Genomic DNA, 19,156 nt, shown 5'->3' with positions numbered 1-19,156 from the left:
ATCGGCCGTTGCCCGGACTTAAACGCGGGCGTGCGTTTCGCTCATGGCTGCGCGCGGGGCGCGAGCCGGCCGTCGATCAGCTGCCAGTGCGCGTCGGCCCAGCCTGCCGGCAAGGCGTCGTGGGTGATCACGATGACGGTGCGGCCGGCGCTGGCCTGGGCCAGGTCGGCGAGCAGGGCCTGGGCGGTGTCCACGTCCAGGCCTTCGGTGGGTTCGTCCAGCAGCAGGATCGGGGCATCGCGCAGCAGCGCGCGTGCCAGGGCCAGGCGCCGGGCCTGGCCGGCCGACAGGGTGCGGCCGTGTTCGCCGACCCAGCCGTCGAGCTGGCCGGGCAGCGCGCGCACCAGATCGTCCAGGCGCACCTGCGCCAGCGCCTGCCACAGGCGCGCCTCGTCGGCTTCCGGCGCGCCCAGCTGCAGGTTCTCGCGCACGCTGCCGGCGAAGACCGGCGCCTCCTGCGGCAGCCAGGCGATGTGGCGATGCCAGTCGGCCAGGGCGAAGCCGCGCAGTTCCTGGCCGCCGTAGCGCAACGTACCTTCGGTGGGATCGACCAGCCGCAGCAGCAGCGCCAGCAGCGAGCTCTTGCCCGCGCCGCTGTCGCCGCCGATGGCCACGCGCGTGCCCGGCGCGATGCGCAGCTGCACCTGCCGCAACACAGGCGCGGCGGCGCCGGGCCAGCGGAAGGCGACCTGGTCCAGCGCCAGCACGCCGGTGGCGGGCACGGCCTGCGGCGCTTCGGGATCGGCCACCTGCGGGGCGGGGGCGAGGGTGGCCTCCAGCCGCTGCGCGGCGGTGGCGGCGGCGTGGCGTTCGCGCCAGGCCAGGGCGGCGCCCGCGCTGGCTTCCAGCAGGGCCACGGTCATGAAGAACAGGCCGGCGGCCGCCGGCGAGCCCAGCGTGCCGGTGCCGACCGCCTGTAGCAGCAGGCCCAGCACCAGCACCAGGGTCACCGCGCTGATCGCGCCATGGCCCAGGGTGCCCAGCGCGAGCACGCGCTTGCGCTGGCGTTCGAACCGTTCGAAGTGCGTGCTGCGCGCGTCGATGCGTGCGGCCCAGGTGGCGCTGGCGTGCAGGGCGGCCAGGTCGGTCGCGCCGTCCAGGCCGTCCAGCACCTCGGCGCGCAACGCGGCGCGGGCCTGCGCGCGGGCCTGTTCCTGCGCCTGTGCGCCGCGCGCGGTCAGCCAGGGCAGGCCGAGGCCCAGCAGCAGGCACGCCAGCAGCAGGACCAGCCCGGCCAGCGGCAGCACGCAGGCCATGACCACGCAGGCCAGCACCATCAGTGTGCCCAGCGCGACCAGCGGACCGAGCGCGCGCACCAGGCCGCCTTCGACACGTTCGATGTCGCCGACCAGCTGGCCCAGCAGTTCGCCGGTGCGCAGGTGGCCCAGCTGCAGCGGCGCCAGCGGCAGGGCGCGGCGGAAGAAGCCGGTGCGCAGATCCGCGCCGATGCGCAGGGTCACGTCGTGGCCGATCAACTTCTCGAAGTAGCGCGACAGGATGCGGATGAAGGTCAGGCCGCGGATGCCGGCCGACGGCCCGAACAGGTTGAACCCCAGCGCCCCCACGCCGGCCAGCGAGGCGGCGGTGAGGAAGTGCCCGGCCAGGCCGAGCAGCGCGGTGCCGGCCAGCGCGGTGAGCGTCATCAGGGCCAGGGTCAGCGCGACGCCGCGGCGGTGCCGGGCCAGCAAGGCGTTCATGCCGCCCTCCGTACGCTCGGCGTGCGGTCATTGCCCAGCCACAGCACCTGGCCCAGGCGTTCGATCACGGCCGCGCTGTGCGTGGCCACCAGCAGGGCGCGGCCCTGGCCGAAGCGCAGCAGGGCCTCGAGCAGCGCGGTCTCGGTGTCGGCGTCGAGGAAGGCGGTGGGCTCGTCGAGCAGCAACAGTTGCGGGTCCTGCAGCAGGGCACGGGCCAGCGCCACGCGCCGGGCCTGGCCGCCGGACAGGCCGAAGCCGCCTTCGCCGATGCGCGTGTCCAGGCCATCGGGCAGCGCGCGGGCGAAGTGCAGCACCTGCGCGGCCTCGGCGGCGGCCTGCAGCTGCGCGGGGCTGGCCTGCGGCGCGGCGATGCGCAGGTTGTCGGCGATCGTCCCGGCGAACAGATGCGGGCGCTGCGGCGCGTAGCCGATGCGCAGGCCGGGGGCGTGCTGGATCAGGCCCGCCTCCGGCGGCAGCCAGCCGGCCAGCGCCTCGAGCAGGGTGCTCTTGCCGCAGCCGCTGGGGCCGGCCAGGGCCAGGTGCTGGCCCGGGGCCAGGTCGAAGGACAGGCCCTGCACCGCGGCGCGCGCGGCACCGGCATGGCGCAGGCGCAGGTCGCGCACGCGCAGCAGCGCCGGGGCGAGGGCGGGCACGGGCCTGGCGTCGGCATGCGGCGGCGGGGCGGGTGCCGTGTCGTCCACGGCCAGCGCGCGGTTGATGCCGTCCAGCGCGGCCAGCGCGCCGGCGCGGTCGTGGTAGTGGGCGGCCAGCCGGCGCAGCGGGGCGTAGACCTCCGGCGCCAGCAGCAGGCAGAACAGGCCGGCGGCCAGGTCCAGCGGCGCGCTGCGCAGCTCGAGCATGCCCAGATAGGTCAGGCCCAGGTACAGGGCCACCATCGCCACGCCCATCGAGGCGAAGAACTCCAGCACCGCCGAGGACAGGAAAGCGATGCGCAGCACCTTCAGGCTGCCCTCGCGCACGCCCTGCGCGGCCTGCGCGATGCCGGCCAGCGCGGCGGAGGCCTGGCCGTACAGGCGGATCAGCCCCAGCCCGCGCAGGCGGTCGGCGAAATGCGCGCCCATGCGCGCCATGGCCTGCAGCTGGCGGTCGCTGGCGGCCTGCGCACCCCAGCCCACCAGCGCCATGAACACCGGGATCAGCGGCAGGGTGAGCAGCAGCACCGTGCCGACCACGCGGTCCACGCAGAACACCGCGGCCAGCAGCGCCAGCGGCACCCAGACCATTTCCATGCGCGCCAGCAGGAAGCCGCCGACATAGCCGTCCAGCGCATCGATGTGCGTGCCGGTCAGCTCGCTCAGCGCGCCGCTGCGCTGGCGTCGCAGCCACAACGGGCCGCGCGCCTGCATCCGCGCGAACACGCCCAGGCGCAGGCCGTGGCGCAGCGCCTGCACCGCATCGTCGGCCAGCGTCCGGGCCGCCCAGGCCAGCCCGGCGCGCGCCAGGCCCACGCCCAACAGCGCGGCCAGCGGCCACCACAGCGTCTGCATGGGCCGGTGTTCGGCCAGGACGTGCTGGGCCAGCAGCGCGATCAGGCCGGCCTGCGCGATCAGCAGCACCCCGCTGGCCGAAGTGGCCAGGCCGGCCAGGCGCAGGCGGCCGCGGACCGGTGCGACCACGGTCTCGAGGGTCAGGGGGGCGTCTGCGGTGGGCGCGACCAACATGGCGTCCATTCTGCGCCACGCCTCCTGGAAGGGCGTTGATCCAGATCAAGGTTGAATCCGGGCCAGGCGCGCAAGCTGTCGGCAATCTCCCAAACAGCTGCTCGTGCCATGCCCGACATGACCGTCGTTGAACTCAGCAGGCTGCAGTTCGCCCTGACTGCGCTGTACCACTTCCTGTTCGTCCCATTGACGCTGGGGCTGTCCTTCCTCATCGCCATCATGGAAAGCGTCTATGTGATGACCGGGCGCGATGTGTGGCGGCGCATGACCCTGTTCTGGGGCACGCTGTTCGGCATCAACTTCGCCATGGGCGTGGCGACCGGCATCGTCATGGAGTTCCAGTTCGGCACCAACTGGTCCTACTACAGCCAGTACGTCGGCGACATCTTCGGCGCGCCGCTGGCCATCGAGGGGCTGATGGCCTTCTTCCTGGAGGCGACCTTCATCGGCCTGTTCTTCTTCGGCTGGGACAAGCTGTCCAAGGTCCAGCACCTGGTGGTCACCTGGCTGGTGGCGCTGGGCTCGAACCTCTCGGCGCTGTGGATCCTGATCGCCAACGGCTGGATGCAGTACCCCGTCGGGGCGAAGTTCAATCCGGAGACCATGCGCATGGAGGTCACCGACTTCGCCGCGGTGCTGTTCAACCCCGTGGCGCAGGCCAAGTTCGTGCACACCGTCAGCGCCGGCTACGTGTGCGGGGCGGTGTTCGTGATGGCGATCAGCGCCTGGTACCTGCTGCGCGGGCGTCACCTGGAGTTCGCCAAGCGCTCGATGGCCGTGGCCGCCAGCTTCGGCCTGGCCGCGTCTTTGAGCGTGGTGGTGCTGGGCGATGAGAGCGGCTACATCGCCGGTGAGAACCAGAAGATGAAGCTGGCCGCGATCGAGGCCATGTGGGAAACCGAGCCCGCGCCGGCCGGCTTCAATGTCTTCGCGCTCCCCGACCAGGACACGCACAGCAACAGCGCGCAGATCCACATCCCCTGGGTGATGGGCCTGATCGGCACGCGCTCGTTCAATACGCAGATGCCCGGCATCCTGCCGCTGGTCGAACGGGCCAAGGAGCGCATCCGCAGCGGCCAGCAGGCCTATGCGGCCCTGCAGGCCCTGCGCGCGGACAGGAACGACGCCGCCGCGCGCGCCACCTTCGATGCGCACTGGGGCGACCTGGGTCACGGCCTGCTGCTCAAGCGCTATCGCGACGACATCGCCAACGCCACCGACGCGCAGATCGATCAGGCCGCCTTCGACACCGTGCCGCGCGTGGCGCCGCTGTTCTGGCTGTTCCGCGCGATGGCCGGGCTAGGCTTCTACTTCATCGGCTTCTTCGCCCTGGCGTTCTGGTACGCCAGCAAGCACACGCTGCATGAGAAGCGCTGGTTCCTGAAGCTCGCGTTCTGGACGCTGCTGCTGCCGTGGGTGGCGATCGAGTCCGGCTGGATCGTGGCCGAATACGGTCGCCAGCCCTGGATCATCGACGGCGTGCTGCCGACCTTCTTCGCCGCCTCGGGTCTGAAGCTGCACCAGATCCTGATCAGCCTGGGCGTGTTCGTCGGCCTCTACACCACGCTGGCGGTGATCGAGATCTACCTGCTGCGCAAGACCATCCTCAAGGGCCCCACCGAAGTCTCCGGTGGGCGTCAGCCCGACACCACCGGCACCCCGCTCGCCGCCGTCAACGCCTGAAGGCCACCTCATGGACACGATTCCGCTTAATTACGAAACCCTGCGCTTCATCTGGTGGCTGTTGCTGGGCATCCTGCTGATCGGCTTTGCGGTCATGGATGGCTTCGACCTGGGCGTGGCCACGCTGCTGCCCGGCGTGGCGCGCACCGATCAGGAGCGCCGGCTGGTCATCAACGTGGTCGGCCCGGTGTGGGAAGGCAACCAGGTGTGGCTGATCCTGGGCGGCGGCGCGATCTTCGCCGCGTTCCCGGCGCTGTACGCGGTCAGCTTCTCCGGCTTCTACCTGGCGATGATCCTGATCCTGATGGCGCTGATCCTGCGGCCGGTCGGCTTCAAGTTCCGCAGCAAGCTGGAGAAGCCGGCCTGGCGCGCGACCTGGGACTGGGTGCTGTTCGCCGCCGGGCTGGTGCCGGCGCTGGTGTTCGGCGTGGCGATGGGCAATGTGCTGGTCGGCGCGCCGTTCCGCTTCGACGAGTCGCTGCGCACGATCTACGAAGGCGATCTGTTCGGTCTGCTGATGCCCTTCCCGGTGCTGTGTGGCCTGGTCAGCGTGGCGATGCTGGCCACGCACGGCGCGGGCATGCTGGTGATCAAGACCAGCGGCGAGATCCAGGCCCGCGCCCGTCGCCTGGGCAGCCTGACCGCGCTGGCCACGGCGGTGCTGTTCGCGCTGGCCGGCGTGTGGCTGGCGCTGGGCGTCAAGGGCTATCAGCTCGTCGGCGCGCTCGATCATGCCGGCCCGTCCAATCCTTTGGCCAAGCAGGTGGAGGTGGCCGCCGGGGCCTGGATGAGCAACTACCACGCCATGCCGTGGACCTGGATCTTCCCGGTGCTGGGCGTGGCCGCCTTCCTGGCCTGCGCGGCGCTGCTGCGCGCCGGGCGCGAGGTGCCTTCGTTCCTCGCCTCGGCGGTGGGCATCGCGGCGATCATCCTGACCGAGGGCGTGGCGGTGTTTCCCTTCATGCTGCCGTCCTCGCTGGATCCGCGTTCCAGCCTGACCCTGTGGGATGCCTCGTCCAGTCACATGACGCTGTTCATCATGCTGCTGGCCACGGCGGTGTTCCTGCCGATCATCCTGGCCTACACCGCCTGGGTCTACCGCGTGCTGCGCGGCAAGGTCGGCGACGACGCCCTGACCCGCAACCCCAACGCCTACTGACGGCGCTCAACCTTAGGAGCAACGACGATGTGGTACTTCTCCTGGATCCTCGGCGTGAGCCTGGCCTGCTTCTTCGCCATCCTCAACGGCATGTGGTTCGAGATGCGCGAGGATGCGCGCAAGCGCTGATCCTTGGCGCTCGATGACGCGAAGCCCGCCGTGCGGCGGGCTTTGGTTTTAGCTCTTCTCGTGATCGACGGATCGGACGCTTGGTCGCTGGCTTCGGAGGGGCATCGGTCCGGCGGGCGGTGTCCGCTTTTCCCTCAATCAGGGCATTCTGTCCTGATTCGGGCGCTCGGCTTCCTGCCTCGCTCGTCGCGGCCACCGCCCGCCGGCCCGCTGCCTCGCGCGTCAAGTCACAGGACTTCGATTCGAGCCCCCTCCCTTGCGCGCAGCGCAGGGGAGGGCGGGGGTGGGGTGCTTTTGCTCTTTGCTTCTGTGGCTTGCCCGGTAAAGCCCCGACCCCTCCCCAGCCCTCCCCTTCGCCTGCGGCGAAAGGGAGGGGGCAGAGCGCTTGCTCAGTGCCTTCGAATTGGGAGGAATTCTGATCTTTCCGCTCACCGGGCCTCGCGCCGACCGGGCGTGGGGCAGAGCGGACTGGACGTCTTGTGACGACGCGCGGGCGCGCATGGTCCCCGCGGATGACCGACGCAACCCCCGCGGGAGCCGCCCTTGTGGCCTTTTCGGCCAACGGCGGCGATGGGGCTTTACCGGTAGAGCCTCATCGCCGCCGTGGCGGCTCCCACCAATGCGCGAGCCTCGGTCAATTCCAGGCATCGGCCATGGAGGTTAGCCAAGGATCGGCGCCCGGCTGCGTCGAGGCTGGTGGGCGAAGTCGGCTCGCCGGTCCGCCTCTCATGTCCTCAACTGATTCGCGTCGCGCACCCCGGCAGAGCACCTGTCCTTTTCTCGGTCGCCGGCCGGACGTATGCGGCGCCGGACTCGTTTAATTGTGTGTGCCCGGGTCGGCCAGGAACACCGTGCTCCACAGCTGTGCGGCGTTGGATTCGTCCTCGTGCGCGCCCTGTGCGCCGAAGGGCTCGATGCGATAGCGCCCCTGCTCCCAGCGCCAGGACCACAGCTCGGAGGTGCGCACCTCGCCGGCCGCCTTGATCAGCTGCTGCAAGCGCGCCTGCGCCTGCTGCAGCTGGGCGCGCACGGGTGCAGGCAGGTCATCGCGCGCCAGCTGGCGGCGCAGCCCGGCCAGCATCACCGCCTGCTGCCAGGCCCACACCACGGTGCCGTGGTAGGCCTGCGGCCCCAGGCGACCCCAGGCCGCCTGGTCGGCGAAGCCCGGGTTCGCGACCACCATGCCCACGTCGGTGATCAGCCCGGCCGGGAAGGGGCGCATCACCGCGGCCACGTCGCGCGCCAGCGTGTCCGGATCGGGCCGGCCGAACAGCAGCCCGAAGCCCACATCCGAATGCAGCACCGGCACGGCGTGCCCGTCCGCGTCCAGCGACAGCGCCGGGAACGCCAGCCCGGCGCCGGCGAGCGAGGCCAGGGCCGGCTCGACCGGTACGCCGAGCTGCTGCGCATAGGCGCGCAGCGCGGCGTCGGCCTGCGTGGCATCCAGGCGCACTTCGAACAGCGCGCGCGCCTGACGTTCCCAGGCATCGGCGCGTGCCGTGGCCGCGCGCAGGGCCTGGCGCTGCGCGTCGCTGGCGACGCCGTCCAGCAGGCCGCTGTCGACGAAGGCGCCGATCGCGCGCAGCGCGGCTGGCATCCAGACTACGTTGACATCGTAGGGGTAGCGGCCGCGGCCCAGGCCTTCCTCGCTGTCGCGCCACTGGCCAGTCATGCGCCCGGGCTTGAGCGACAGCAGATGATCGAAGGTCGGCGCCGCGGCGAAGGCCTCGCTGTTGCGCGCCACATGCAGCAGGTTGCGCAGCAGCGCCTGGGCGTTGCTGCTGTGCTGCAGGTCGTTGCGTGCGGCGAGAAACGCGCGGGCGCGGGCCTGGCCGCGCGGGTCCTCGACCAGCCAGGCCGCCATCACCGGCGCCAGCATGTAGTCGCCGTCGATCATGCCGTAGTCGTAGATCGGCGCGTCCGAGCGCGTGCCGTCGCCGGCCAGGTGGCGCAGGATGGCGAATTCGCCGATGTCCTCTTCGTGCGCGACTTCGCCCTGTGGCGACAGGCGCGCCAGCACCGCGCCCAGGCCGGCTTCGACCGCCGCCGGCTGCAGCACGGGCATCAGCAGGCGCGTGGACATCAGCGTGTCGCGGCCGAAGTAGGTGTCGAAGCGCCACGAGCCGGCGAGGAACTTCTCGCGATAGCTCAGGAACTGCAGCGCGTTGCGCATGCGCGCATCGGATGCGGCCTTGGCGTTGAGCAGCTGGCCGCTGGCGAGCGGGGTCAGCGGCGTCTCGCCGGTCGAGGCGAGCAGGCGCACGTGCACGGTGCCGCCGGCGCGCTCCGGTTCCAGCGTGATCGCGCCGGCCCGGGAGACGACGCGACCCTGGGTGATCTCCAGCGCGACGCGGTAGCCTGGCGCATCGTCGAGCCGGCGCCGCGCCCAGCTGACGCTTTGCGCGGCGACCTTCGCCTCGGTGGCCACCTGCGCGGGGATGGGCTGGCCCAGCTGCACATCGCGCAGCACGCGGATGCTGCCCAGCGCCGCCTTGTCCAGCGTCAGCGGACCGCCGCGCAGTTCGAGCTCGGCCACGATGCCGTGCATCGCCGGATCATCGCCCGACGCCTGTGGCCGCACCGACTGCAGCGTCCATTGCACCGGCGCCGTGGTCGGCGCGAACCACACCGCCACGCCGCTGTTGCCGGCCGGGAATGCGACCAGCAGACGCGGACGCGTGCCGCTGGTGGCCAGCACATGCGCCGCCACCGGCCCATGCTGATAGAAGGCGTTGGTGGTGCTGCCCTCGTCGATGCGGAACTGCAGTGCCTGTGCGCTGGCCGCGGACGGGGCGAGCGCGGTCAGCAAGCCGGCGATCGCCAGGCCTCTCCAGGTCCTGCCCAGTGCGGCCCGCAGGCGTGGCGCGGTCGATGGCCGTGGACGGCGCGATGGCTGGTGCATGTGATCGTTCCCTTTCAAGAAGTCGTCAACGACAACGCCCGGGCAGATCCCGGGCGTTGTCCTGTGCATTGCCTGTGTCACCAGACGGCGCGCCTGCGGATCACCACAGGTACTTGGCCTGGAAGTTGACCTCGCGACCCTCCAGCGGACGGGCCAGCAGCACGCCGCCGGCACTGGCCGCATTGCCGAAGATGCGCGAGTTCGACTCGGTCAGCCCCAGCTCGTTGGTCATGTTGGTGCCGCGCAGGTTCAACTGCCAGTGATCGCCGATGTTGCTGGTCACGCCGAAGTCCACCGTGTGGTACGAGCCCAGCTGCTGCAGGCCCGACTGATCCTGCGTGTGATCGCCCACATAGGTGTAGGTGACGTACGGCAGGATGTCGCCCCAGGCGGTCACGAAGCGGTAGCTGGGCGTGAACATGCCGCGGAACTTCGGCTGGCGCTGCAGCTGCTTACCTTCGATCGGCGCGCAGGCGTTCTTGCCGTTGATGTCGGTGTACTGGAAGCAGGCGTTGTAGTCGGTGTATTCGCCGTCCAGGTAGTTGGCCACCACCTGCAGGCGCAGGTTCTCCACCGGGGTCAGCGCACCCATCAGGTTCACGCCGTTGGACTTGGAGCCGTAGATCGAGCGGTCGCCCACCGGCGTGCCCAGGCCATTGGTCGGCTGGTATTGCAGGCCGGTGAAGACGCGGTGGTAGGCGCTCAGGTCCACGTACACCAGCGGCGACTGGTACTTGAAGCCGACTTCGTAGTTGCGGATCTTCTGCAGCGGCGGGTAGTCGTCGTTGGTGGTCCCGCGGATGCCGTTGTCGAAGTCCAGGAAGTGCCCGCCGGTGTTGACGCGTCCGTAGGCCGAGGTGTGCTCGTTGAAGCTGTAGTTGGCGCCGGCCGTCCACGAGGGATGGGTCTTGTCGTACTCGTTGTGCGCGTAGGTGCCGTTGCACACCGGCACGGCGTTGTCGTACAGCGTGCGCGGATTGCCATCCAGGTCCTGGTTGGTCATGTTGCACACATCGCTCTTGGCGTCCTGGTTCTCAAGACGCCCGGACAGGTCCAGCAGCCAGTTGCCCACGCGCCACGCGTCGGACACGTAGATCGCCTTGTTGGTGGCGCTGCCGCGCTGGGCGATGTGGTAGCCGCCGAAATCGGCGAAGCCCTGGCCGTCGGTGCGGTAGTAGGTCTGCCCGCCATTGACGTAGGTGACCGCGATCGGCGTGGCGTTGGGCGTGTTGGTCATCAGCATCTGGTTGCCCAGCGACCACTTGTCGGCCATCGTGTAGTGCGCGTAGTACAGGCCGACGGTCAGCGTGTTGCCTTCGAACAGCTCGCGGCTCAGGCGGAAGTCGTTGTTGAAGCTCTTCAGGTGCTTGTGGATATGCCACCAGCCCTGCTGGATCACGCTCTGGTCCAGCGGCACCGCGCCACCGGTGGTGGTGTAGGTGGCGGTGGCCGAACCGGCCGGCAGGTTGAAGCCGCCGGGCGTGTTCGGGTTGTAGAGCATGTCCGCCAGGCTGGCCGGGTTGTTGCCCGAGAACAGCGCATTGGTGTCCATGTCGCCGGCATCGAACAGGAAGCGGTCGCTGATCGACCAGCCGTTCTCCAGCTGATAGTCGAAGTTGCCGCCCAGGAAGAACATCTTCGCGCCGCGCCCGTCGGCCAGGTCGGCGTTGGTACCGCCGTTGGGATAGCTGGGCAGGTACACGTGCTGCATGGCCTTGCTGTAGTACGTGTCCTTCAGCGGGTCGAAGCCCGGATAGGCGCTGAAGCTGTCGGTGCCGCGCTGGATCAGCGGGATCGGGGTGATGAACTGGTTCTTGTCGTTGAGGTAGCGGCTGTACAGGGTGAACTTGCCCGCGTCGGTCTCGTGCGACAGCGTGGCGGTCAGCTGGCCGCCCTTGTCGGCCTTGAACTGCGGGTCGCGCACGCCGTCGGACTCGCGCCAGAAGCCGCCCACGCTGCCGTACCAGCTGTCGGCCAGCTTGAAGCCGGAGAAGCCATCCAGCCGCCACAGTCCCTCGTTGCCGTAGGTCACCCCGATGCTGCCGGAGGGCACGTCGGTGCCGGTCTTGAGGAAGAAGTTGGCCGAGGCGCCCATCTGGCCATCGGCGAACACCACCGACGGGCCGCCCTGCAGGATTTCCACGGCCTCCACCGTGTCGTCCAGGCGGAACATCGAGGTGGTCTCGAAGAACGACAGCGTCGGCATGCCGTACAGCGGCGAGCCCATCAACAGCGTGGAGAAGTACGGCGCATCGCCGCCGCCGGGGAAGCCGGCGATCTCGATGTTGGCGCCGGTCTGGCCACCGCTGCTTTCCGGCCACATGCCCGGCGAGATCTTGAGCAGATCGGCCGTGCTCTTGGGATTGGCTTGCTTGATCTGCTCGGCGTTGGCCGTGACGATGTTGAAGCTGGCCTCCAGCTTCTTCACGCCGCCGGCCTGGGCGGTACCCGAGACCACCACGGTGTCCAGCGTGGTGGCGTTGTCCTTGGACGCCGGCGCGGGCGTCGGTGTCTGTGGAGCGGTCGCGGCTTCCTGCGCGAAGGCGGTGGCGTTGAGACTGGCGGCGATCGCCGCCGAGAGCGCATAGCGCGTCAACCAGATGCGTTGCATGGTTCCCCTCCCCGGAGAATGTGGTTCCACGTCGTTCTAAAGACAGCACGGACACGCATGCGCGACGCTGTCTGCCTCCGTTGCCAGCGCCCCTCCTGCAGCCGGCAACAGCCCATCGCGCACGCGATGCGCGGCACGGTAGGGACGCGCTTACAAAGGTGTCAAATTGCCCGAGGAGACGGCACTCACAGTGTCCTCATGTCCTGCGCTGTCATCGCCGAGGATGCGCGGAATCGCCTTGATTTTCCGGGATTTTGCTTTTGCTGCTATCGAACGCGATGGCGCGCATCGAACAGGCGGGCGTTGCGGCGCAACACGGCGTGGCGCGCGCGGGACAGGCGATGACCGCAGGGCTGTCCGTCGCTGTCCAACGCGCCATCGGGGGCCTCGGCGCGGCCGCTTGCCTGCGTGCGTCCGATCGGACGGCCTGCATCGCAGCCCAGGCATTGTGGAGATCGCCAGGACAGCGCTCGAGGACCGGCACATCGGGAGCGCTCACCCTGATGCCGGGCCAACGACCGTCGCCTCAGGCGCCGGGATCTGCGGGCCGACAGAATCTGAGCAGCGTCGCATCGCCAGGCACCGGGCTGGCCTGGAAGCCGAACCAGTGCAGCAGTCGCGCCGCCTCGTGGTCCGCGGCAAGCGCCAGGGCATACAGATGGTGGAGACCGCGGGCCTTGGCGAGGTGGATCAGTTGCTCGAGCAGCGCCTCGGCAAGCCCCGAGTCATGGAAGGCGGGGTCCACCACCGTCGCGATCTCGCAGCAGATCCTGTCCGGGCCGTCGACGCCGTACTGGGCCACGCCACAGAGGCGATCCCCGACGAAGCCGCCGAGCACCACGCGACTCACGCCATCGGCATCGAGCAGATCCGGGGCCATGGCAGCGTCTGGGGAAAGCGGCAACCCCAGGAGACGATTCCGGCTGGCTGCCGGAAAGAGCGCGCGCAGGAAGGCGAGCTCCGCGTCCCCATCGCGAACGCCCAACGGCCGGATGGTGACCACGCGGCCATCGCGCAGCGCGCACGTCGTCACCGGAAAGTCCGGGCAGAGATAGCGATCGGCACCGATCGGCTCGGTCGTCATGGCAGGTCCTTAGGAGGGGCGGGTCGGCGCCTGTTTGCCGTCCTTGCCTGAACCACCCTCGCACCCAGATACAGGGCGGAATTCAGACAGGCGCCAATGAGCGCGAGAAGCATGTCCTTGTGCGCGTCCCAGACATCGCCCTGCGTCCCCAGATAGGCCGCGCCCAGATCCGGCGCGGCGATCAGCACGGCCGCCCACTCGATCAGCTCGTAAAGAGCGGAGGTCGCGACGATGCACTGGATGCAGGCCAGCTCGCGGATCCAGACCCTCATGGGGATCGCGCGAAGCAGCGCGCGGACCGCGGGCTGTACCAGCAGGCCGTACATGAAATGCACGAGGCGATCGTAGTGATTGCGGCCAGCCATGCCCGCCGGATCGAGCGGCAACTGGAACAGGGCATGCGCGAGCTGCCGGTAGGGCACCTGCGCATAGGTGTAGTGCGCCCCGATGCTGTGCAGCAGGAAGAAGGCGAGCAGCGCCGCATTGGTGCCGATGCCCCAGGCGCGGCCTCGCTGCAGCAAGATCAGGCAGGGGAGCGACAGGACGACCAGCAGGTTCTCGAGCAGCCAGTCGCGCGGGTGCCAGGGGTGGACGCCGGCGAGCAACCAGGCGACGCCGTACACCGCCAGACATCCATAGCCGACCCGCTGCCTGACGCGGACGCGTTGTCTGGATGCCAGGTCGGCCGCGGTCATCGTCATGGACGAGGTCATCTTCGCGACGCTGCCCGCTAATGGGCCACCAGCACAGGGAGCGAACTGGCCGCCAGCACGTCGCGGGTCATGCCGCCAAGCGACCATTCCCGCAGTCTGGAATGGCCGTAGCCCCCCATGACGAGCAGTTGCGCATCGACCTTCCTGGCATGGGAGAGCACCACTTCGCTGCAACTGTTCGCTTTGCTGCCCAGCGTCGCGAAGGCGGTCTCGATGCCATGTCGCTCGAGATGATCGGCAAACGCCTGTCGCAGGGCCTCATCCGCGCGTAGACCCTCCAGCGGCGGATCGATCTCGACGACATGCACCTGCTCGGCGCGTCGCAGGAGCGGAAGCGCGCCGCTGAGCGCCCGTCTGGCGTTGGGCGAGCCGTTCCACGCGACCAACGCGCGCTCAGGGGGAAGCGGATGCTTGCAGCGCGGCGGGACGAGCAGGATGGGCGTGCCGGACTGGAACAGCACCGCATTGAAGAAGCGTTTCAGCTGCGGGGCCGGCTTGGCCAGCCCGGCCCAGCCGGGAAGCACGCACAGGTCCGCCGCCTGCGCCAGCAGGGCCGCGACGGCGGACGGGTAATCGGTATTGGCTTCCCACACTTCGACGGTCACGTGGTTGGTGTGCCCGGCCACGCGTCCACGCACCAGCTCGGCGCGGTTGCTGGCCAGACTGCGCACGGCGTTCTCCGCCGCCGTCAACGCCTGGGTCGGTATCAGATCCCACGGGCCCTCGGTGGGCAAGGGAAGATCGCAGATCTCCGCCGCGCGCACCTGTGCATCGTAGGACTGAGCGAGCTTGATGGCGACCGAGAGCGTGTCGTTGTCTCCCGCGGTGTCGGTCAGAGGAACCAGGATGTTCTTCAACATGTTCGTCTCCTCGGTTGGGTTCGATCGCACAGGTCCAGGGTGTGCAGCAGATCGTCGGGGCGACTGCCGAGGCGATGCGTGCGCATGCCGAGTCCGTGCGAGAGCGTGTTCACGGCCTCGTCCTCCGCGTCGGCGAAGGCGACGAGTCGCCTGAGTCCTGCGCTGCGCGCCTTGGCGATCAGCAGCGCCATCAGCATCTCCTCGAGGCCTTGCCGTCGCCAGTCAGGCTTGACCAGAAGGCAGCACTCGCAGCGCCGTCGGTTCGCGACGATCCGAAAGCGCGCGATGCCGACGGCCACGTCCCGGCCATCGATCCGCGTCTCGGCGATCAGTCTTTGCGTCTGCGCGGTGTTGGCCATGCCTGCCGCATCGCCGTCGCGGTGCGGCCATCGCGACGGGATCCCGCCCAGCATCCACAGGACCTCACGCTGCTGCCCTGCCTCTTCGATCAGGGACCGGACTGCGGCTGCGTCGGCGTCGGTGCCGTCGCGGACGACCACATGCCGCAGGTCGCGAACCGGTCCGGACCAGGTCGCGCTGTCTGTAGGGGTGAACGCAGCGGCTTGCATGGTCGTCGCCTCATCTGGAGAAGAACACCGGAATGTGGGAGCGGTCGAGCAGATCGCGGGTGGTGCCACCCAGCATCCATTCCCTGGCCCTGGAATGTCCGTAGGCGCCGCACACCAGAAGATCCGCGCCGGCCTCGAGGGCGTAGTCGGCGAGGACATCGCTGATCGGGCGGCCCTGCGCCTGGGCCTCGTGGAAGGCCGCACGCCGGCCCTTGCGCACCAGGAACTCGGCAAGCAGATGACCGGCCTCGCTGGTCCGGCCGCTCGGGGCGACCGCGACGATCGACGCGCGATCGCACGGCACCAGCGCGCAGAAGTCATGGATGGCCCGCGCCGATTCCTGCGCGCCATTCCAGGCCAGCACCGCGTGGCGCAAGGGCGCCGGCAAGGGCATCCTGGCCGGGACGGCCAGCACCGGCCGGCCCGAGCCGAACGCAATGGCGGAGAACGTCGCGTGCTGCTTGCGCCGCTGTGAACGCCGTTCCCCACCGCAGGTCACCGCGGCGAAATCGAACAACTGCGCGCGCTGGGCGATCGCGTTCAACGGAATGTCCTTGCTCCCGTCCTCGACCTCGATGTCGTAGGGAACGCGCAGCCTGGCTGCGGCCGAGCGCAGCGAACGCGTGCTGCTGTCCATATCGCGCAAGGCCTGCATGACCGCAGGCTGCATGCGCGTGATCGGGTCGCTGCCCAGCGCGCCCATCGCGGCCCCGGGGAGTTCGACCGGCTGCACGAGCGTGAGATGCCCGCTTCGCCCTTCGACGAGCGCGGCGGCATGGGCCATGGCCGCCTGGTCACCCGCGGTGTTGGTGAGCGCGACGAGGATCTCGACCATGTGGCCTCCCTGCTCTTGATCTGCGGGTGCGCGCGCAGCATCGGCCTGGCAAGGCGGTGCCTCATTGATTCAGATCAAAGAAGGCCGCTGGAGAAGCGATTGAAATACGGATTACCGACTGCCGCGGGTTGATCTGGATCAAGGTGCCGGCCTCGTCCGATCAGCAGCATGGACTCGTCCCATCCTGGAGGACGCCCCCATGATCGAACTGGCAAGACGCGCCCTGGTACGTCACGCTGCCTGCGCGGTGGCAGCGGCGGCGCGCGAGGGCATCGACGTCGTGGTAGGACTCTATGAAGCCAGAGGGTCCGACGCGCGGGAAGACGCGCGGCAAGTCGCCGGATGCGTGCACCGTTATCTGGAGAAGCTGCGCTATTCGCTCGCTGCGCTGGAGTCCGCCGAGAAGCGTCAGTACGTGAAGCGCTGGCGCGAATTCCTGGTGGCCTACGACGACTATCTCGAGGTGGTCCGGCAGGCGCGCGTCGAACTGACAAGCGAAACCCACGGCGCGGGCGCATCGATCGGGCTCGGTCTGTTGCCACTCCAGCGCCGGCGTGATCCGCGCCTGGCACCGTCGGAGAGAAAGAACCGATAACGCGGTGTGTGACGCTTGGGCAGGTCGCAGCTAACACCTGGCGTATCGGCGAGGACGAGGACAGCTCCGCACCGCGCCGCCCTGCGCCGACGGTGCGGAGAGCGGATCCCACGCGCCGGCCAAGTCCGCCCTAGACCTGTCCCATGCCCCCGTCCACGAACAGTTCCACGCCGGTGATGAAGCTCGCCTCATCGCTGAGCAGGAACAGCGCCGCCGAAGCCACTTCCTCCGGCTTGGCCATCCGCCCCAGCAGAATGGGCGCGACGATCGACGCGCGCACCTCGTCCGGCACGCGCGCCATCATCTCGGTGTCCGTGGGGCCCGGCGCCACGACGTTGATGCGGATGCCACGCGGCGCGAGCTCGGCCGCCCAGGTCCGCGCATAGGAGCGCAGCGCCGCCTTGGTCGCCGCATAGGTGCCGTAGTTGGCGATGCCGAGCGAACTGGCGACCGAGCCCACCAGGACCACCGCCGCACCCGATCGCAGCGTGTCGACGGCGGCCTGCAGGCCATGCAGCGCGCCTCTCACGTTGACCGCGAAGTGCCGGTCGAAGTGATCCTGGGTGACATCGCCCAGCGCCGCGGGCTCGCTGATGCCGGCATTCAGCACCAGCGCGTCCAGAGACCCACAGCGCTCCCGCACCGCAGCGATCGCACGATCCAGGTCCTCACGCGCGCTCGCATCGGCGACCAGCCCCTGGGCGTCATGGCCGATGACGGAGACGGCGGCCTCCACCTGATCCTGCGCGCGGCCGGTGATGAACACCGTGGCCCCCTCCGCCGCCAGACGCGTTGCGATGGCCAAGCCGATGCCCTTCGCGCCACCCACGACCAATGCGACCTTGTTTGCCATCCGATTCATCACGCATGCCTTGCCCAGGAAGAGATGCGCGCTAAGGTATACGCAGTAAATCTGGTATCAAGAACGCACCATGAGTAGCGTAGATATACGCGGCGATACCGAGCTGGCCGCGCAGTCCTGCAGGGTGCTGTCCCAGATGGCGCAGATCCGGCCCGTGCTCGACAAGATCGCGGATAAGTGGACGATCCTGATCCTGATCGTGATCTGCCCGAAGCCCTCGCGCTTCAACGAGATCAAGCGTCGACTGGACGGCATCACCCACAAGGCGCTGGCCGACGCGTTGAAGCGCTTGGAACGCAACGGGCTGGTGACAAGAACCGTGCTGCCGACCTCGCCCGTCGGCGTCGAATATGCGATCACGCCCCAGGGACACGCCTTGCGCGAACCGTTCGAGGCGTTATGCGCCTGGGCGCTCGAACATGGCAGCGAACTCGACGCCGCCAGCGCGCGGTTCGATCAGCAGCAGAAAGCGCAGGCTTGAGCTGCGGACGCAGATCGCGACAGGCCTGGAGGGTCTGGCTAGACCATCGAGCGCGGCCCTGATTTTCGATGAGCCGGCGACCTTGCCGAAGCAGACTGTGCCCCTCGCATCGGCATCGCCCAACAAAAAACCCGCCGATGGGCGGGTTCTTCCTAACGCGCTGATTCCACAAGGGAAATCTGGTGGCTATGGGTGGACTCGAACCACCGACCCCAGCATTATGAGTGCTGTGCTCTAACCGGCTGAGCTACATAGCCGCGCGAAGAACCGGCAATTCTGGGCATCGGCCCACGGCTTGTCAATCGATGCGCGGCGGGTTGAGGCTGCGGCCGGGGCGTGGCACATTCGGACCCAGTAGATTTTCAGGAGTCCGCGTCGTGATCGATCCGGACGGTTACCGACCCAACGTCGGCATCGTGCTCATGCATCCGGAAGGCAAGGTCTTCTGGGCGCGCCGCGTGCGCCGCGACGGCTGGCAGTTCCCGCAGGGCGGGATGAACACCGACGAGACGCCGGTGGAAGCCATGTACCGCGAATTGCGCGAGGAGACCGGGCTGCTGCCCGAACACGTCGAGATCCTCGGCGCCACCCCCGGCTGGCTGCGCTACCGGCTGCCGCCGCGTGCGGTGCGCCGCAACGAGCGGCATGTCTGCATCGGCCAGAAGCAGGTCTGGTTCCTGCTGCGCCTGGTCGGCGAGGAGCGCCACGTGCGCCTGGACGTGACCGATACGCCCGAGTTCGACCACTGGCGCTGGGTCGACTTCTGGTACCCGATGGAGCATGTGGTGATGTTCAAGCGCGGCGTGTACGCACGGGCGCTGGGGCATCTGGCGCCGATGGCGCGGGGCGTGGCCGGCGCGCAGGCCGTGCCGCAGCAGCGCCAGGAGCGGCGGCCGGGCGAAGGCCAGGCGCGCAGTTCGCAGCGTCCGCGCGCCCGGGCCGGCCGGCGCCGCGAGGGTTCAGGCCCGGGTACGCCTGCAAATTGACAATCATTCGCATCCGCGATTGAATGGCATCGGGCCGGTCCGGCCCGCCGCCGTCCCGCCATCGCCGTGTACGTCTGCATCTGCAACGGGGTCACCGACCACCAGATCCGCGAAGCCGCCGCCAACGGCTGCAGGACCGTGTCCGAACTGACCATGCGCACCGGCGCCGGCAGCACCTGCGGCAGCTGCCTGGACATGGCCGCCGACCTGCTCGATGCGCACCACGCCAGCGTGGGGTTCCCGCTGCCGCTGCTGGGCGCCGCCCTGGCCAACGCCGCCTAGGGGCGCACCGCCCGCGCAGCGCGCGG

17 protein-coding genes and 1 tRNA gene are annotated in these 19,156 nt (G+C 69.3%); 7 read left to right on the top strand and 11 right to left on the bottom strand.

Features of this window, described 5'->3' with window-relative positions; all coding sequences use genetic code 11:
• Positions 1-41 precede the first annotated feature (41 nt).
• Positions 42-1,697, bottom strand: a complete 1,656-nt coding sequence (gene cydC / locus MWN52_RS16330) for a thiol reductant ABC exporter subunit CydC (RefSeq protein WP_286575540.1) — start codon at positions 1,695-1,697, stop codon at positions 42-44.
• Positions 1,694-3,379 (bottom strand): thiol reductant ABC exporter subunit CydD, encoded by a 1,686-nt coding sequence (gene cydD / locus MWN52_RS16325; RefSeq protein WP_286575539.1) that lies wholly within the window; start codon positions 3,377-3,379, stop codon positions 1,694-1,696. Before cydD ends, cydC begins: the two co-directional genes overlap by 4 nt.
• Before the next feature lie 108 nt (positions 3,380-3,487).
• Between cydD and MWN52_RS16320 the strand changes: the two genes are divergently transcribed.
• Genes MWN52_RS16320 through cydX form a run of 3 tightly spaced genes read left to right on the top strand, consistent with a single transcriptional unit; the run spans position 3,488 to position 6,350 of the window.
• Positions 3,488-5,062, top strand: a complete 1,575-nt coding sequence (locus MWN52_RS16320) for a cytochrome ubiquinol oxidase subunit I (protein WP_130528194.1) — start codon at positions 3,488-3,490, stop codon at positions 5,060-5,062.
• 10 nt (positions 5,063-5,072) lie between these two features.
• Entirely contained in the window at positions 5,073-6,221 is a 1,149-nt protein-coding gene (gene cydB, locus MWN52_RS16315; protein WP_130516510.1) for a cytochrome d ubiquinol oxidase subunit II, read from the top strand.
• A gap of 27 nt (positions 6,222-6,248) precedes the next feature.
• Positions 6,249-6,350 (top strand): cytochrome bd-I oxidase subunit CydX, encoded by a 102-nt coding sequence (gene cydX, locus MWN52_RS16310; protein WP_130516512.1) that lies wholly within the window; start codon positions 6,249-6,251, stop codon positions 6,348-6,350.
• An 817-nt stretch (positions 6,351-7,167) separates the two neighbouring features.
• On the opposite strand, the gene MWN52_RS16305 is transcribed toward cydX, so the two are convergent.
• The 7 genes from MWN52_RS16305 to MWN52_RS16275 all read right to left on the bottom strand — a co-directional run bounded on the left by MWN52_RS16305 (position 7,168) and on the right by MWN52_RS16275 (position 15,924).
• On the bottom strand, positions 7,168-9,252 hold the full coding sequence (locus MWN52_RS16305; protein ID WP_286575538.1) for a hypothetical protein: 2,085 nt from the start codon (positions 9,250-9,252) through the stop codon (positions 7,168-7,170).
• Between the two features lie 100 nt (positions 9,253-9,352).
• A complete protein-coding gene (locus MWN52_RS16300) occupies positions 9,353-11,863 on the bottom strand; it encodes a TonB-dependent receptor (protein ID WP_286575536.1) in 2,511 nt (836 codons plus the stop codon).
• A gap of 526 nt (positions 11,864-12,389) precedes the next feature.
• On the bottom strand, positions 12,390-12,947 hold the full coding sequence (locus tag MWN52_RS16295) for a GNAT family N-acetyltransferase (RefSeq protein WP_286575535.1): 558 nt from the start codon (positions 12,945-12,947) through the stop codon (positions 12,390-12,392).
• The gene (locus tag MWN52_RS16290; protein WP_286575533.1) at positions 12,944-13,648 is read right to left on the bottom strand and encodes a DUF2238 domain-containing protein; all 705 of its coding nucleotides are present in this window, start codon (positions 13,646-13,648) and stop codon (positions 12,944-12,946) included. The genes MWN52_RS16295 and MWN52_RS16290 overlap by 4 nt, the downstream gene beginning before the upstream one ends.
• Before the next feature lie 29 nt (positions 13,649-13,677).
• On the bottom strand, positions 13,678-14,520 hold the full coding sequence (locus MWN52_RS16285) for a universal stress protein (RefSeq protein ID WP_286575531.1): 843 nt from the start codon (positions 14,518-14,520) through the stop codon (positions 13,678-13,680).
• Positions 14,514-15,089 carry a GNAT family N-acetyltransferase gene (locus MWN52_RS16280; RefSeq protein ID WP_286575530.1) on the bottom strand — a complete coding sequence of 192 codons (576 nt, stop codon included), beginning with the start codon at positions 15,087-15,089 and terminating at the stop codon, positions 14,514-14,516. The genes MWN52_RS16285 and MWN52_RS16280 overlap by 7 nt, the downstream gene beginning before the upstream one ends.
• Positions 15,090-15,099: 10 nt before the next feature.
• Positions 15,100-15,924 (bottom strand): universal stress protein, encoded by an 825-nt coding sequence (locus tag MWN52_RS16275; protein WP_286575529.1) that lies wholly within the window; start codon positions 15,922-15,924, stop codon positions 15,100-15,102.
• A gap of 199 nt (positions 15,925-16,123) precedes the next feature.
• Here MWN52_RS16275 and MWN52_RS16270 point away from each other — a divergent pair, with 199 nt between their 5' ends.
• Entirely contained in the window at positions 16,124-16,519 is a 396-nt protein-coding gene (locus MWN52_RS16270) for a hypothetical protein (protein ID WP_286575528.1), read from the top strand.
• Positions 16,520-16,649: 130 nt separating this feature from the next.
• Here MWN52_RS16270 and MWN52_RS16265 read toward each other — a convergent pair whose 3' ends face one another.
• On the bottom strand, positions 16,650-17,372 hold the full coding sequence (locus MWN52_RS16265; protein WP_286575527.1) for an SDR family NAD(P)-dependent oxidoreductase: 723 nt from the start codon (positions 17,370-17,372) through the stop codon (positions 16,650-16,652).
• Between the two features lie 79 nt (positions 17,373-17,451).
• Here MWN52_RS16265 and MWN52_RS16260 point away from each other — a divergent pair, with 79 nt between their 5' ends.
• Positions 17,452-17,862 (top strand): winged helix-turn-helix transcriptional regulator, encoded by a 411-nt coding sequence (locus MWN52_RS16260; protein WP_286575526.1) that lies wholly within the window; start codon positions 17,452-17,454, stop codon positions 17,860-17,862.
• A 180-nt stretch (positions 17,863-18,042) separates the two neighbouring features.
• Here the strand turns inward: MWN52_RS16260 and MWN52_RS16255 are convergent.
• A tRNA-Met gene (locus MWN52_RS16255) sits at positions 18,043-18,119 on the bottom strand.
• A 120-nt stretch (positions 18,120-18,239) separates the two neighbouring features.
• On the opposite strand from MWN52_RS16255, the gene MWN52_RS16250 reads away from it, so the two are divergent.
• Positions 18,240-18,848, top strand: coding sequence for an RNA pyrophosphohydrolase (locus tag MWN52_RS16250; RefSeq protein ID WP_286575525.1), 609 nt, complete (start codon positions 18,240-18,242; stop codon positions 18,846-18,848).
• A 66-nt stretch (positions 18,849-18,914) separates the two neighbouring features.
• The gene (locus MWN52_RS16245) at positions 18,915-19,130 is read left to right on the top strand and encodes a (2Fe-2S)-binding protein (RefSeq protein ID WP_130516530.1); all 216 of its coding nucleotides are present in this window, start codon (positions 18,915-18,917) and stop codon (positions 19,128-19,130) included.
• The last annotated feature ends 26 nt before the right edge of the window (positions 19,131-19,156 follow it).

Source organism: Pseudoxanthomonas winnipegensis, assembly GCF_030322905.1.
GTDB lineage: Bacteria > Pseudomonadota > Gammaproteobacteria > Xanthomonadales > Xanthomonadaceae > Pseudoxanthomonas_A > Pseudoxanthomonas_A winnipegensis.
Note: the sequence above shows the minus strand (reverse complement) of the source record. Positions and strands in the feature narration are given on the sequence as shown.

What these genes read in the sequence shown, in the direction of transcription:
- cydC (WP_286575540.1), bottom strand. Translation starts at nt 1,697, where the DNA reads ATGAACGCCTTGCTGGCCCGGCACCGCCGCGGCGTCGCGCTGACCCTG.
- cydD (WP_286575539.1), bottom strand. Translation starts at nt 3,379, where the DNA reads ATGTTGGTCGCGCCCACCGCAGACGCCCCCCTGACCCTCGAGACCGTG.
- MWN52_RS16320 (WP_130528194.1), top strand. Translation starts at nt 3,488, where the DNA reads ATGCCCGACATGACCGTCGTTGAACTCAGCAGGCTGCAGTTCGCCCTG.
- cydB (WP_130516510.1), top strand. Translation starts at nt 5,073, where the DNA reads ATGGACACGATTCCGCTTAATTACGAAACCCTGCGCTTCATCTGGTGG.
- cydX (WP_130516512.1), top strand. Translation starts at nt 6,249, where the DNA reads ATGTGGTACTTCTCCTGGATCCTCGGCGTGAGCCTGGCCTGCTTCTTC.
- MWN52_RS16305 (WP_286575538.1), bottom strand. Translation starts at nt 9,252, where the DNA reads ATGCACCAGCCATCGCGCCGTCCACGGCCATCGACCGCGCCACGCCTG.
- MWN52_RS16300 (WP_286575536.1), bottom strand. Translation starts at nt 11,863, where the DNA reads ATGCAACGCATCTGGTTGACGCGCTATGCGCTCTCGGCGGCGATCGCC.
- MWN52_RS16295 (WP_286575535.1), bottom strand. Translation starts at nt 12,947, where the DNA reads ATGACGACCGAGCCGATCGGTGCCGATCGCTATCTCTGCCCGGACTTT.
- MWN52_RS16290 (WP_286575533.1), bottom strand. Translation starts at nt 13,648, where the DNA reads ATGACGATGACCGCGGCCGACCTGGCATCCAGACAACGCGTCCGCGTC.
- MWN52_RS16285 (WP_286575531.1), bottom strand. Translation starts at nt 14,520, where the DNA reads ATGTTGAAGAACATCCTGGTTCCTCTGACCGACACCGCGGGAGACAAC.
- MWN52_RS16280 (WP_286575530.1), bottom strand. Translation starts at nt 15,089, where the DNA reads ATGCAAGCCGCTGCGTTCACCCCTACAGACAGCGCGACCTGGTCCGGA.
- MWN52_RS16275 (WP_286575529.1), bottom strand. Translation starts at nt 15,924, where the DNA reads ATGGTCGAGATCCTCGTCGCGCTCACCAACACCGCGGGTGACCAGGCG.
- MWN52_RS16270 (WP_286575528.1), top strand. Translation starts at nt 16,124, where the DNA reads ATGATCGAACTGGCAAGACGCGCCCTGGTACGTCACGCTGCCTGCGCG.
- MWN52_RS16265 (WP_286575527.1), bottom strand. Translation starts at nt 17,372, where the DNA reads ATGGCAAACAAGGTCGCATTGGTCGTGGGTGGCGCGAAGGGCATCGGC.
- MWN52_RS16260 (WP_286575526.1), top strand. Translation starts at nt 17,452, where the DNA reads ATGAGTAGCGTAGATATACGCGGCGATACCGAGCTGGCCGCGCAGTCC.